Source organism: Arthrobacter pullicola (genome assembly GCF_014836875.1).
Taxonomy (GTDB): Bacteria; Actinomycetota; Actinomycetes; order Actinomycetales; family Micrococcaceae; genus Arthrobacter_B; species Arthrobacter_B pullicola.
Window position 1 is genome coordinate 409,630 of record NZ_JACSQC010000002.1, and the last position, 13,641, is coordinate 423,270.

Sequence of the window (13,641 nt, forward strand, 5' to 3'; positions counted from 1 at the left end):
GCCACTAATTGAGCCACTGATCAAGCCATTGATTCAGTCACTGATTGAGAGCCGAGGACTATGAGCGCCCCGCAGTACATTCACACACCGCCGTGTGTCCTTCAAGGGGCGCCCAGCCCGGTCCAGGCCACCGGCCGCATCCTGAGATGGGGTGTCGTAGCCACCGGGCACATCGCCGGCCGGGTCACCGAGGACATCGCCCGCCTCGAGGACGCTGTCCTGCAGGCCGTCAGTTCGCGCTCCCAGTCCACGGCGGTGGACTTCGCAGACCGCTTCGGGTTCGCGGCCAGCTACTACGATGACCCGGTCCGGGGGAAAGGCTACCGGCAGCTTTTCGATGATCCGGACGTCGACGTCGTCTACATTGCCTCTCCGCACGCCCAGCACTACGAGCTGACCCGGGAAGCACTCGAAGCCGGGAAACACGTGCTCTGCGAAAAGTCGATCACAATCAACGCTGCCGAGCTGACCGACCTGCTGGAGGTCGCCGCCCACAACGGAGTGTTCCTGATGGAAGCGGTCTGGACCCGGTTCCTCCCCTGCATCAACCGGCTGTGGGAAATTCTGTCCAGCGGTGAACTTGGCACCATCCACTGGGTGCAGGCCGATCTTGGTTTTCCGGCACCCTACGACCCGGCGAGCCGGTTGTGGGATCCGGCAGCCGGCGGAGGGGCGCTCCTGGATCTCACGGTCTACCCCCTGACCCTCGCCGTCGGGGCACTGGGCTTCCCGCACAGTGTGCAGGCGACTGGGTCCTTGAACCAGGACGGTGTTGACGCCCAGAACGCCCTAACCCTGAATTACGCTTCCGGAGCCCAGGCCCAGCTGACCTCTTCCCTGCTGTCCTCCGGCCCCCGCACGGCGACGATCTCCGGGAGCGAGGGCTGGGTCCGCACCGGGGCACCACTGCACAACCCCGTGGAACTGCATGTCCAGCAGCATCTGGGGCAGGCACGGGTGGAACGTTTCCAGCAGGTAGGCAACGGCTACACCTACGAGCTACGGGAAGTTACCCGCTGCATTCAGGAAGGGCTGCAGGAGAGCCCCACCATGCCGTGGGCGGATTCGCTCAAGACCATGCAGCTCTTTGACGAGGTGAGGGCACAGCTGGGCGTTCATTACCCCAACGACGACGCCCTCCCGTCTGCGCTGCACACTCTGAGCAAGCTCCCCGGCTCCGCTTAGTTTCGCCGTGGCAGGGGGTCTGGCTTCCTTACTGGTGGTTGTCAGCCGACCAGGCCGCCAAGACCGCCGGAGAACTTACCGATCAAATCCTGCGGGTTGATTCCGAATTTGCTCAGGAGGCCCGAGTCCCTGTCCGTGTCCACCTGGTCCGGCAATTCGGATTCAGCCTGGCTAGCCTGGTCATTACTGCCCTTGCTCTTCAAGAAGTCGATAATCTGCTGCTTTCCGATCTGCATCTCCAGCTCCTTACAGTGATGTGGCGCCAGGCCTCGAGGGGCCATGCCTCTGCTCCCCTTCCACGAGGGTAAGCACACGCACCTGCCGCAGAACAGCCCCCGGACAAATCAAGCCAGGCCCAGCGGCGGGCAGGCTATACAACTTCCAGAAGCCGTGGTTACCTTCATCCATGGGCGCAGAAGTCTCCTCCAAGTCCTTCAGCCGCGAACAGCGGACCCGTTACCGTGCCCGGCTGCTGGAGAACCTGGATAGATTCGCAGGGTTCCTGGGGACCGCGGATTTCGCTGACTCCGCCACCATCGGCGTCGAGCTTGAACTCAACCTGACCAACGATGACTTCACCCCTGCCCTGCGCAATGCCTCTGTCCTGGAACAAATCGCCGATCCGGCGTTCCAGACAGAGATGGGTGCCTTCAATATCGAGATGAACCATCCAGCGCTCTCTATCCGGGGCGCGGGCCTGAAGGAGCTGGAGGAGAGTCTTCGGCGCCAGCTGAACCGGGCGGACGAACTGGCGGCGAAGGCCGAGGCAAACATCCTGATGGTAGGCATTCTTCCAACCCTCACCCCCTCCGTCCTCGACGGAGACGCCTGGATCAGTTCCGGGGCCCGGTATGCAGCCCTGAACACTTCAGTCCTTCAGGCCCGCGGGGAGGATGTCCATCTGTCCCTCACCGGTGTGGAAACGCTGTCCCTGTACGCCGCCAACATCGCTCCGGAAGCTGCCTGCACATCGCTGCAGCTTCACCTGGAAGTCAGTCCTGCCGATTTCGCACCGGCGTGGAACGCTGCCCAGCTGATCGCCGGCCCGCAGGTGGCGCTCGCCGCCAATTCCCCCGTCTTTATGGAGCGCGTCCTGTGGCAGGAAACGCGCATTGAACTGTTCAAACAGGCCATCGACACCCGGCCACCGGAAATGCGGAATCAAGGCGTCAGGCCAAGGGTCTGGTTCGGTGAGCGGTGGATTACTTCCATGTTCGACCTTTTCGAGGAAAACGTACGCTATTTCCCGGCCCTGCTCCCCGAGGTTTCCGCAACGGGTTCCGGGTCCACTTCATCCGGCGCCCCGCTGCTGCCGGAACTTCGCCTGCACAACGGCACTGTCTACCGCTGGAACCGGCCCATCTATGATCCCGGCACCGACACACCCAACCTGCGGCTGGAAAACCGTGCCTTGCCTGCCGGGCCCACGGTCCTGGATGTCACCGCCAACGCCGCGTTCTTCTATGGTCTCCTCCACACCCTGCGGACGGCCGACCGCCCGTTGTGGACCAGGATGTCGTTCAAGACGGCGACCGACAACTTCCTGGCGTGTTCCCGCCTGGGACTGGATGCCGCGGTCTACTGGCCGGGTATTGGTGATATTCCCGTGGCGGAACTTGTTGTGCGGCATCTGGTGCCGATGGCCGCGGACGGGCTGCGGGAACTCGGTGTGGACGATGCCTGCATCGCCCGCTACCTCGGCGTCATCGGGGAACGGGCGCGCAGCGAGCAGAACGGTGCCTCCTGGCAGATCGCGGTACTGGGGAAGCTTGAGGCCGCAGGCTATGGCCGGGCAGCGGCCCTGTCGGAGATGACCAGGCGGTACTGGCACCACATGCACAGCAACGAACCGGTGCATTTGTGGCCGCTGGACTAGGCAGGGGCGCACGGGCTAGGCAGGGGCACGGCCGGTGGCGAACACTGGAAACAGCCAGCTGGAGTTTCGATGTGATCACTGGCACTCTCCCCATGAGAGTGCTAATCTAATTCCATTCTTGAGCGTAGTTGGCTCAAGTTGTCGACCCTTCGTTTTTTCATTTCTGGTTGTTCTATTTCTATCAGTGACGAACACAACCGCCCGCCCCGGCGGGACGGTGAAAAGGAGTTGATGAGAATGGCGATGAAATTCGATCCCTTCCGTGAGTTGGACCGTGTGGCAGGCGCTCTGCTGGATCCCCGGCAGCGGCTGCGGCTGATGCCGATTGACCTTTACCGCGAGGGTGACCACTACATCATGAACGCGGACCTGCCGGGCATCGATCCTGGTTCTGTCGATGTTGACGTTGACGGCCAGCTCCTGACGATCCGTGCTGAGCGCACTATCCAGGCTCCTGAAGGCGCCACGTGGCTGACCCGGGAGCGTGAGTCCGGCAGCTTCCTGCGGCAGCTGAACCTTGGTCAGGGCATTGATATCGACGGTATTTCCGCGAAGTACGAAAACGGTGTGCTGAGCGTCTTCATCCCCGTCAGTGAGCGGGCCAAGCCGCGGAAGATCCAGGTCTCGGCCTCTTCCCAGGACAGCGGAAACATCATCCAGGGCCAGTCCACGTCGGCCCCGGTCAGTTCCTCATCGGGGACCGGTGCTTCCGGCAGCTCCGGTTCCGGAACCGGTTCTTCCGGCTCCGCCCAGCAGGGTTATTCGGACGGCGCAGGCATCTAATTGGCTGGGGATTTTTGACGCCCGAAAGAGCCCGAAACAACAGGCAGCCCCGGTCCAGTCGGACCGGGGCTGCCTGTTTGTTTAGTACGTGATACCGGGTTCTAGCCCAGGCGCACCTTGAGGTTCTCATCCAGTGCGGCGAGGAACTCTTCGGTGGTCAGGTAGGACTGCTCGGGACCGACCAGCATTGCCAGGTCCTTGGTCATCTTGCCGGATTCGACCGTCTTGATGACAACGTCTTCAAGGGTTTCGGCGAAGTTGATGACCTCGGGGGTGTTGTCCAGCTTGCCGCGGTGCATCAGGCCACGGGTCCACGCGAAGATCGAAGCGATCGGGTTCGTGGAGGTGGGCTTGCCCTGCTGGTGCTGGCGGTAGTGACGGGTCACGGTGCCGTGCGCAGCTTCAGCCTCGACGGTCTTGCCATCCGGGGTCATCAGCACGGAGGTCATCAGGCCAAGCGAGCCGAAGCCCTGCGCAACGGTGTCGGACTGGACGTCGCCGTCGTAGTTCTTGCAGGCCCAGACGTAGCCGCCTTCCCACTTCATCGCGGAGGCAACCATGTCATCGATCAGGCGGTGCTCGTAGGTGAGGCCGGCTGCTTCGAACTGGTCCTTGAACTCGGCATCGAAGACTTCCTGGAACAGGTCCTTGAACTGGCCGTCGTAGGCCTTCAGGATCGTGTTCTTGGTGGAGAGGTACACCGGGTAGTTGCGCTGCAGGCCGTACGCGAAGGATGCCCGGGCGAAGTCCTTGATAGACTCGTTGAAGTTGTACATGCCCATGGCCACACCGCCCTCTTCGGGGTAGGTGACAACCTGGGTCTTGATCTCTTCGCCGCCGTCAGCCGGGGTGAAGGTCAGGGTCAGGGTGCCGGCACCGGGAACCTTGAAGTTGGTGGCCTTGTACTGGTCGCCGTGGGCGTGGCGGCCAATGATGATCGGCTTGTTCCAGCCCGGCACCAGGCGCGGGATGTTGGAGATGATGATCGGTTCGCGGAAAACGACGCCGCCGAGGATGTTGCGGATGGTCCCGTTCGGGGAAACCCACATCTTCTTCAGGCCGAATTCTTCAACGCGCGCCTCATCCGGAGTAATGGTGGCGCACTTGACGCCCACACCGTGTTCCTTGATGGCATTGGCGGCGTCGATGGTGACCTGGTCATCCGTGGCGTCACGGTTCTGGATCGACAGATCGTAGTACTTGAGGTCAACGTCGAGGTACGGGTTGATCAGGCGGTCCTTGATGAACTGCCAGATGATCCGTGTCATCTCGTCGCCGTCGAGCTCTACGACAGAGCCCACAACCTTGATTTTGTCAGCCACACGGTCTCCTTGTGGAATGGGGGTCCGGACATGGCTTTTGACATGCGGGGACCCGGCTTTTTGGGTCTGATTTCTGTGTCCAACTATGCCACAGCGCCCCTTGGGGCCCATAAACAGCGGGGCGCGCGCGGTAACACGCGCCCCGCGCTCCGGCATGGCCGGAAGGGGTTTAGTGGAAGAAGTGGCGGGCGCCGGTGAAGTACATGGTGACGCCGGCGGCGTTGGCTGCCGCAATGACCTCTTCATCGCGGACGGAGCCGCCGGGCTGGACGACGGCGCGGACGCCGGCGTTCAGCAGGATCTCCAGGCCGTCGGCAAAGGGGAAGAACGCGTCGGAGGCGGCCACCGCGCCGCGGGCGCGCTCGTCGTCCGCACCGGCCAGCGTATTGGCGCGCTCAACGGCCAGCTTGCAGGAGTCCACCCGGTTGACCTGGCCCATGCCGACGCCGACGGAAGCGCCGTCGCGGGCCAGCAGGATCGCGTTGGACTTGGCGGCGCGGACCGCGGTCCAGGCGAAGACCAGGTCCGCCAGCGTCTTTTCGTCCGCAGCTTCACCGGCGGCCAGCGTCCAGTTGGCGGGGTTGTCGCCTTCGGCTTCAACGGTGTCGGGCTGCTGCATCAGCACACCGCCGGAGACCTGGCGGAACTCCACCGGGTTGCGGCCGTAGCCGTCGGGCAGCGTCAGCAGGCGGATGTTCTTTTTACGGGTCAGGATTTCCACGGCTTCGGGCTCGAAGTCGGGGGCGATGACCACCTCGGTGAAGATGTCCTTCACGGTCTCGGCCATTCCGGCGGTGACGGTGCGGTTGGCGGCGATCACTCCACCGTAGGCGGAGACCGGATCGCAGGCATGCGCCTTCAGGTGGGCGTTGGCGATGGGGTCCGCTGCGCCCGGGGAGGCCACGGCCACACCGCAGGGATTGGCATGCTTGACGACGGCGACAGCGGGTTCGTCGAAGTCGAACGCGGCGCGCAGGGCGGCATCGGCGTCGACGTAGTTGTTGTAGGACATGGCCTTGCCGTGCAGCTGATCTGCCTGGGCAACGCCGGGCATCGAGTCCTGGTCAGCGTAAAGCGCTGCGGCCTGGTGCGGGTTTTCGCCGTAGCGCAGCACCTCCGAGCGTTCCAGTGCCATGCCGGAGTACGCGGGCCAGGTGGATCCTTCTTCAGAACCGTCGCCGAACTGCGCGGCAGTCCACTTGGCTACGGCGGTGTCGTACGCGGCGGTGTGGGCGAAAGCCTCGGCAGCCAGCCGGCGTCGTTCATTCAGGTCAAAACCGCCTTCAGCGGCGGCCGTGGTGACGGCTGCGTACTTGGCCGGGTCGACGACGACGGCGACCGACGGGTGGTTCTTCGCCGCGGCGCGGACCATGGAGGGTCCGCCGATGTCGATCTGCTCCACAACATCATCCTGGGCTGCGCCGGACTTCACGGTTTCCACGAACGGGTAGAGGTTGACGACCACCAGGTCGAAGGCTTCGATGCCGAGTTCCTCGAGCTGGTCACGGTGGTCCTGGCGGCGGCGGTCGGCGAGGATGCCGGCGTGCACGCGCGGGTGCAGGGTTTTGACCCGGCCATCCAGGCATTCGGCAAAGCCGGTGACCTCTGCGACCTCGGTGACCGGTACGCCGGCTGCAGCGATCTGCTTGGCGGTGGAGCCGGTGGAGACGATGCTGACGCCGGCAGCGGAGAGGCCCTGGGCCAGTTCCGTCAGTCCGGTCTTGTCATAAACCGAGATCAGGGCCCGGCGGATGGGGACACGGTCGAGGGGGGTGTGTTTCACGGAAGGCACTCCAGGTGACGTGGTTTCGGCAGATCGAGCCGTGACGTCCGCGCATGGCGGCCGGGCGGGCCCGGGACCAGTTTATGCTCCGGGCGGCGGCGATCGCCGATCCCGGGTAACAGTCCTCGGGTCTGCGGACTCATTCGAACCGATATCCTTCCTGTGGTGCCATCGCAGATGTCCGGGAGCCTGCCTTCCGGAACGCGGCACGGCAGCAGAAATCACCATCCGTGGGCAGGAATCAGGGGCTTAGATGAAGCGGCGCATCAGGATCTTCTCGGTGCTGTCGGGGCTCGTTGCAGTGGTGCTGCTTGGCGTACTTCTCCTGCCCGCCCCCTACGCGGCCTTCTCCACCGCCGCTGCAGCCGTGGGCTGGCAGACAACTCCCCTGGCTCCGCAGCCGCGGCCGTGGGAACCCGGGACCAACGATCCCCTGGTGCACGCAGAGACCTCAGACGGCAGTTACCGATGGTCGGGATCAGACAGTGCACAGCTGGATATTCCGGACGAACTCCTGGCCCGGGCCGGAAGCGGGGAACCGCTGCCGGTGCTCCTAGAGGGAACCTCCGAAGGCCTGATGCGGCTCGTTCGGATGCTGGAAGCCACCTCCGGGGCCTCCTACCCGAGCACGGTCCTCACCGCAGATGAACCGGAGGACGGCCAGACGTGGGCGCCTGACCCTTCCTTCGTGCTGCTGGATGTCAAGGACAACCGGTTCTATGTGGAGGCGTCCGGCCAGTGGACGGTGGAGGCGGAAATTCCGCTCCTTCCGGCTGCGGCGGGCGGAAGCACGCAGGGCAACGGGTCCGGGATCTTCCGCTACGACGGCGCTGCCGCTTCCGGGCGGTTCGACACCGCCGGCCGCAGTGACCCGCTGCTTTACGTCCTGGCGCACTCCGCGGCCGGAACGGATTTCCTGGGTGTCCCCGACGAAGAAGGGCGGCTGGAATGGGACACGGACGGACCCATCTGGTTTCAGGTCTACGCGAGCGGACCCTGGACTTTCCAGGCCGACCCGGCTTTCCCGGCCGACCCGCCTTTCCCGGCCGACCCGGCTTTCCCGGCCGACCTGCCTTTCCTTGCCGACCCGCCGGACTCTGATCCCGCGGCTTGATTCAAGGCCGTGCCCGCCGGCTCCCGGGCTAAAGTAGTGGTGTAGGGGGGATAGATGACTTTTAGTGAGAATTTTGAGCAGGCCCTGAAGGCCCGTGTTCCTGTGATTTATGTGCAGACACATGAGGAACACCGGCTGCAGGCCGAGATTCTGCGCATCGCTGAAGCACAGCGCACTCCGCGCACGGTGTGGACCTGGAACGCCGCCACCGGCCTGACCCGCCCGGATGGCAGCAGTCGGGGAGGTACGGCAGCACCCGCCCGCGCACTGGAGGAGGCCCTTGGCACCCAGGAAGCCGCGATCTACCTCTTCTGTGACCTGCACGCGTTCTTCGGCAGCGACCACCGCCCGGCCGACGCCGAGGTGGTCCGCCGGGTCCGCGACGTCGCCGCCGGTTTCCGGACCGGTGTACACCCCCGGGTACTGGTCGTCACCGGGCCGGTGCTGCGGATCCCGCCCGAGTTGGAAAAAGCGCTCACCATCGTCGATTTCCCGCTGCCGGGACGGGCAGAGCTCGCGGCCATGCTGGACGCCATGATCGCGCAGAACGGCGGTCCCATTACGGTTGACCTCAGCCCCGCGGACCATGAGGGCATCGTCCAGGCCGCTCTGGGACTGACCATGGCCGAGGCCGAAAATGCCTTCGCCCGGGCGATGGTCAACGACGGCAGGCTCTGTGCCGCGGACATCCAGACGGTGCTGGAGGAAAAGCGGCAGGCGGTGCGCAAGTCCGGGGTGCTGGACTACGTCGACGCCGGCATCGATCTGGACAAGGTCGGCGGCCTCAACAATCTCAAGAGCTGGCTCTCCCGGCGCCAGGGTTCCTGGCTGGAAGAGGCAGCGGCCTTCGGCCTGCCGTCTCCCCGCGGTGCCCTGATCACCGGGGTTCCCGGCTGTGGCAAGTCCCTGACGGCCAAGGCGACAGCTGCCTCCTGGGGCCTGCCGCTGCTGCGTTTCGACATTGGCCGGGTCTTCGCCGGGCTGGTGGGCTCCAGCGAGCAGAACATGCGCAGCGCTCTGGCCACCGCCGAGGCGATTTCCCCCTGTGTGCTGTGGATTGACGAGATCGAGAAAGGTTTCGCCGGAACCTCCTCAGACGGTGACTCCGGAACTGCCTCACGTGTCTTCGCTGCCTTTCTCACCTGGATGCAGGAGAAAAAGCATCCGGTGTTCGTGGTGGCCACGGCCAACAACATCGACCGGCTCCCGCCGGAATTCCTGCGGAAGGGCCGGTTCGATGAAATCTTCTTTGTCGATCTGCCCACCGAGGCCGAACGCACGGCCATCTGGCAGCTTCAGCTTCAGGGCCGGGCAACCCCCGCGAACGGGCTGGCTGCCGTGGCCGTGGCCCCGGAGGCACTGGGACCCCTGATCTCCGCCAGCCAGGGTTACTCCGGTGCCGAAATCGAGCAGGCTGTGGTCGCCGCCCTCTACGATGCGTTCGCCGAACACCGCCCGGTCACGGTCCCGGACCTGGAGCGGGCCGTACTGAACATGATTCCGCTGTCGGTTACCCAGGCAGAGGAGATCGGCCGCATCCGTTCGTGGGCACGGCTGCGCGCCGTGGGTGCCACGGCCAGCGGAGACCTCGACGACGACGCGGCACACGCTGCGTCCCAGCCGGTTCCCGCGGCCGCTCACGGACAACCGGTGCCGGACCGTGGAGGACGAACCGTCGATTTCTAGGAGTTGCCGACTTGCTGGAGCATCTCGATCTACCCGGAATCCAGGCTGGCTTTTCCCCTTTTCGCCGGACTTTGTAAGGAGCCAACAATGCACAACAAGCAGTTGATCGTCAGCGTCCGGCCCGATGGCAGCGTCTTCGCTGACACCCGCAACATTTACGGTGATGAGTGCCTGGACTACATCACTGTCCTCGAGGACCTGCTCGACGCCACAACTGAGTCCAGCAGCTATACGGAGGACCACACGCGCACGGCAGTCGACGCCGTTGTGGAGGCGCGCAATGAGCACTCGGCTTCCTGACCCGGCGGTCGGGTCCGGGGACCGTAATGGTGCTCCCGGGCGCGCTTTGCGCGGGGATGCGGCTCGCGGTTCCGCAGCACCCCTGGATACCGCCCAGGCTCTTAAGACCTCCGCGCCCCGCAACGCAGCGGCGCTGCTTGAGTCAGCTTCGCCCCAGTACTCCTCCGCGCCCCTCACTATCGCCGCGCCCCACAATTCCTCCGCTCCCCCAGCCGGCCCCGCCGGCGTCCTGCGTTATGCCCGCTTCCTTGCCGCCACGGAGGCGGAGGGACCAGGCAAACGGGCTGCGCTGTGGCTGCAGGGCTGTTCCATCCATTGTCCCGGGTGCTTCAATCCCCACCTGTGGAGCGCCCGCGGAGGCAAGGAAGCGGATACCTCACAGAAAGCCCAGCTGTTTGTGGAGCAGGCCGTCCGGGCAGGTGCCGAGGGCCTGACCCTGCTGGGCGGCGAACCATTCGAGCAGGCGGCCGCTGCCGCCGTCGTCGCCTCCGCGTTCCGCAGGGCGGGCTTGGGCGTGATGACATTCACCGGCTACACCTATCCGGACCTGCAGCGGTGGGCGCAGGAACGCCCCGATATCTCGGCGCTGCTGGAAGCTACCGACCTGCTCGCTGACGGACCGTACCTCGCCGGCCGGCCGGAACGGATCCGCCCCTGGATCGGCTCGACGAACCAGGGCCTGCGGGCTCTCACCGACCGGTACCGCGGCAGGATTCCCGGTGCGGACGGCAATCCCAGTTCTTCGCCGGCCAGCTCCCCGGACGGCGGTGACCGGCTGGAAGTCCGGGTCGCTCCGGACGGGACGGTCGCCGTTAACGGCTGGGCCGAAACGGCAGCGCTGGAGTACCTCCTCTACGGGCTGAACCGGCCGGTTCCCGCCCGCAGCCCATCCCCCACCGTGCCTTCGGGCGCTGCATCGAAAGAGGCACCATGAGCGTATCCCTGTTGCTGATTCCCGCGGCTATGGCGGCCCTGCCGGCGGCGATGTCAGCTGCCGCCGCAGCCATGGAGAAGGCCGTCAATCCCGCTGATGACACAGCGCATTTCCGTGTGCAGACGCGCATGAAGGACATCGGCCTGCTGCAGCTTGCCATTGGCGATACCGGCGGAGTCGTCCGGAAAGCCGGCCCTGGGCGAATTACCGCGGCCTGGCAGGAGCACGTAGCCATGTTCACCTGCGGGGACGACGGCGTTTGGGCAGTCCACTTCGACGGTCCCGAAGCGAGCCTGGAACAGGCTGAAACGATCCTCCAGGATCTCGATTCTGCCTATGCCCGCCGGGTGCAGTCGGCCGTGGTCCAGCGCCTCAAGGAACGGGCCGGCGGCGCGAATCTCCAGCTGCAGTCCGAAACGGTGGAGGAAGACAACACTGTCACTCTGGTCCTGAACGTCCGCGCCTGACATGTCTGCACCGGCCATGTCTGCACCACCGGCGGATTCGGTTCCCGCAGCCCCGGGCTACGGATGGATGCTGCGGCGCAGTCTCTGGATCCTGGCCCCTGTCCTCTCCATGGGACTGCTCACGGGACCGGTGCTGCTGCTTCTCGGCTGGCGGGCCAGGGCGTCGAACTTTCTCTGGCCCGGTGCTGTCTACACCGGAGCCGCAGCGGTTTCCTTCCTGATGAACGAGGACGCTGGGCCTATCCTGCGGACCCTCATCTGGATCCTTGGGACCATGCACTGCCTGATCATCACTCCGGCTTGGCTGCGCGGATGCTGGTGGGCGGCTCCCGTGTCCTCGTCCCGAAAAGCACGGGGCGAGACTGCGGGAGCTGATCAGGGTGCCGGGACAGCTCCGGCAGCTGGACTCGCGGGGCCACCCGGGAGCCCGGCAGCTCTCCTGCTGTCAGATCCCGGTATCCAGGCAGGGGCGTTCTACGCCGGCAGTTCGGAGGACAGTGTTTCTGGAAGCGGTGGTTCCGATGGTGGTGCCGGTGGCCATGACGCTGGTGTTTTCGCTGGGAGTAACGATGGACAGGCTGCGGGTGGCCGTGCCTCTGCTCGGGTCGGTGCCGGCTCCGGTGCCGGTTCCGGTTCCGGTTCCGGTTCCATGGGAGGGCGCGGTACGGGAGGCCGCGGTGCGGGAACGCGCGGTACGGGGAGCGCATCCGCGCGCCCCGGATCAGGGAGTTTCGGGGGTGCCGTCCCTGCCGGAGCGCCGCATTCCGGCGCTGACGTTGGCGCCCTGTTGCTGAACGTTAATGCCGCATCGGAGCGGGATTTGCGGCAGCTTCCGGGGATCGGGCGCCAGCGCGCCGCCCAGACGGTCCGCCTGCGTATGCAGGAGGGGCCCTTCCTGTCGCTTGAGGATTATGGTCAACGGCTTAATCTTGGACCTCAGGTAACCGACCGGCTGCGCGGCCGGGTACGCTTCGGCGACGGACCCGGCAGGTCCTCGGCCAACGGATTCGGGCGAAAGGTGGACTACTGATGAGCGCTGCCAGTGCCGGCGAATCCGAGCAGCCCACCACCGCGTGGAAGATCCGGAACAGTCTTTGGGTGTTTATGTGCGTGGGTACCTTCGGACTGGCGGCACCCTGGATCATCCTTTATGTAGCCGTCGCTTCCCGGCGCCCGGCCTGGATGGCCTTCGGCGCTGGGCTGGCTGCTGCCTCCCTTACTTCCATGGTTTGGCTGAGCGGTGCTGCCATTTGGCAGCGTGAGGCTTCCGACTGGCTGCTTATGGCCGTCTGGCTGGGCGGCAGCGCCTTCGCGGCAGGAGCCAACCGGGAGTACCTGCGAATCAAGTGGGCGGCCCGGAAGGATGTCAACGCCGCCTTCCCCGCGGCACCGTCGATCCCGGCCAGGCGGACCAGGGGTGGAGCAGCGAAGACCTCCCGCACCGGCACCCCGGCGGGCCGGCAACGGGGTAAGCCCCAGGGCTCCGGCAGGGTGAGCACCGGAGCGGCCACGCATCGGCGGGGACCGGGTCCAGACGGCGCAAGCACGCCGCCTGGGAGCCGCCAGCATGCCCCACAGCCTCAGGCAGGTACCCCTGCGGCGGCCAAACGCGGCGCATGGCAGGGGGCAAGCAGCGTCCAGGACTCTGTCTCTGGCCCCGGCCCGGCACACAGCCCCGGCCCCGCACACAGCCAGTCACCACGTGCCCCGGGCGGCGTTGGACCCGCATCTGCACCCAACGCCGCCCCCGGTTCCGCCCCCAAGCGGGAACCGCTGGCGGCCGGGGCAGGTCCTGAAATGGAGCCGGTGGAAGTCAACAGTGCCTCTGCGGCGGCGTTCGCCGCTCTGCCTGGTTTTGACGCCGGGCTGGCGGCCCGTGCGGTGAGTCTGCGGCAGGGACGGCCCTATGCGTCTGTCGAGCAATTTGCCGAAAGACTCGCGCTCCAGCCCCATGTTTTCCTGCGCATCCGGAACCGTCTGTCCTGCCGGGTTGCTTCCGTTCAGCCAGGATTAGGGCGCCGGGTCGACTACTGAGGCGGCCTCCGGAGCCACCTCCCGGGCCGCGCCCCACCTCCCCTCAACTCCGCGGGGGCCTCTGCCCGACCCTGCGCCTGGCCCTTCGTCGACCTCTGCACCGGGACTTGAGGCGAGCCGAAAAAAGTCACGATGTTCCGGCGTCGGGGGGCGATTC

The 13,641-nt window shown here is 65.6% G+C and carries 14 protein-coding genes; 11 read left to right on the forward strand and 3 right to left on the reverse strand.

Features of this window, described 5'->3' with window-relative positions; translation table 11 throughout:
• Positions 1–60: 60 nt before the first annotated feature.
• The gene (locus H9638_RS05180; RefSeq protein ID WP_191746127.1) at positions 61–1,185 is read left to right on the forward strand and encodes a Gfo/Idh/MocA family protein; all 1,125 of its coding nucleotides are present in this window, start codon (positions 61–63) and stop codon (positions 1,183–1,185) included.
• A gap of 41 nt (positions 1,186–1,226) precedes the next feature.
• On the opposite strand, the gene H9638_RS05185 is transcribed toward H9638_RS05180, so the two are convergent.
• Positions 1,227–1,421, reverse strand: a complete 195-nt coding sequence (locus H9638_RS05185; protein ID WP_191746128.1) for a hypothetical protein — start codon at positions 1,419–1,421, stop codon at positions 1,227–1,229.
• Between the two features lie 170 nt (positions 1,422–1,591).
• Between H9638_RS05185 and H9638_RS05190 the strand changes: the two genes are divergently transcribed.
• Both H9638_RS05190 and H9638_RS05195 read left to right on the forward strand, forming a co-directional pair.
• Complete coding sequence (locus tag H9638_RS05190) at positions 1,592–3,061, forward strand: glutamate--cysteine ligase (protein WP_191746129.1); 1,470 nt, start codon at positions 1,592–1,594, stop codon at positions 3,059–3,061.
• Between the two features lie 237 nt (positions 3,062–3,298).
• The gene (locus tag H9638_RS05195) at positions 3,299–3,844 is read left to right on the forward strand and encodes an Hsp20/alpha crystallin family protein (RefSeq protein WP_191746130.1); all 546 of its coding nucleotides are present in this window, start codon (positions 3,299–3,301) and stop codon (positions 3,842–3,844) included.
• A 101-nt stretch (positions 3,845–3,945) separates the two neighbouring features.
• Here the strand turns inward: H9638_RS05195 and H9638_RS05200 are convergent, their stop codons facing one another.
• A complete protein-coding gene (locus H9638_RS05200; RefSeq protein ID WP_191746131.1) occupies positions 3,946–5,166 on the reverse strand; it encodes an NADP-dependent isocitrate dehydrogenase in 1,221 nt (406 codons plus the stop codon).
• Between the two features lie 169 nt (positions 5,167–5,335).
• Positions 5,336–6,949 carry a bifunctional phosphoribosylaminoimidazolecarboxamide formyltransferase/IMP cyclohydrolase gene (gene purH / locus H9638_RS05205; protein WP_191746132.1) on the reverse strand — a complete coding sequence of 538 codons (1,614 nt, stop codon included), beginning with the start codon at positions 6,947–6,949 and terminating at the stop codon, positions 5,336–5,338.
• Positions 6,950–7,202: 253 nt separating this feature from the next.
• Between purH and H9638_RS05210 the strand changes: the two genes are divergently transcribed.
• From H9638_RS05210 to H9638_RS05240, 8 genes are all read left to right on the forward strand, one after another.
• Positions 7,203–8,063, forward strand: coding sequence for a hypothetical protein (locus H9638_RS05210; protein ID WP_191746133.1), 861 nt, complete (start codon positions 7,203–7,205; stop codon positions 8,061–8,063).
• Positions 8,064–8,117: 54 nt separating this feature from the next.
• Positions 8,118–9,749, forward strand: a complete 1,632-nt coding sequence (locus H9638_RS05215; protein ID WP_191746134.1) for an AAA family ATPase — start codon at positions 8,118–8,120, stop codon at positions 9,747–9,749.
• An 87-nt stretch (positions 9,750–9,836) separates the two neighbouring features.
• Positions 9,837–10,049: a DUF2997 domain-containing protein gene (locus tag H9638_RS05220; protein WP_191746135.1), complete on the forward strand. Its 213-nt coding sequence runs from the start codon at positions 9,837–9,839 to the stop codon at positions 10,047–10,049.
• On the forward strand, positions 10,030–10,983 hold the full coding sequence (locus tag H9638_RS05225) for a 4Fe-4S single cluster domain-containing protein (protein ID WP_191746136.1): 954 nt from the start codon (positions 10,030–10,032) through the stop codon (positions 10,981–10,983). The genes H9638_RS05220 and H9638_RS05225 overlap by 20 nt, the downstream gene beginning before the upstream one ends.
• Entirely contained in the window at positions 10,980–11,450 is a 471-nt protein-coding gene (locus H9638_RS05230) for a hypothetical protein (RefSeq protein ID WP_191746137.1), read from the forward strand. Before H9638_RS05225 ends, H9638_RS05230 begins: the two co-directional genes overlap by 4 nt.
• Positions 11,451–11,947: 497 nt before the next feature.
• Complete coding sequence (locus H9638_RS16790) at positions 11,948–12,244, forward strand: hypothetical protein (RefSeq protein WP_225217120.1); 297 nt, start codon at positions 11,948–11,950, stop codon at positions 12,242–12,244.
• A 26-nt stretch (positions 12,245–12,270) separates the two neighbouring features.
• Positions 12,271–12,480 (forward strand): ComEA family DNA-binding protein, encoded by a 210-nt coding sequence (locus H9638_RS17140; RefSeq protein ID WP_404799637.1) that lies wholly within the window; start codon positions 12,271–12,273, stop codon positions 12,478–12,480.
• Positions 12,480–13,484: a helix-hairpin-helix domain-containing protein gene (locus tag H9638_RS05240; RefSeq protein ID WP_191746139.1), complete on the forward strand. Its 1,005-nt coding sequence runs from the start codon at positions 12,480–12,482 to the stop codon at positions 13,482–13,484. The genes H9638_RS17140 and H9638_RS05240 overlap by 1 nt, the downstream gene beginning before the upstream one ends.
• Positions 13,485–13,641 lie beyond the last annotated feature (157 nt).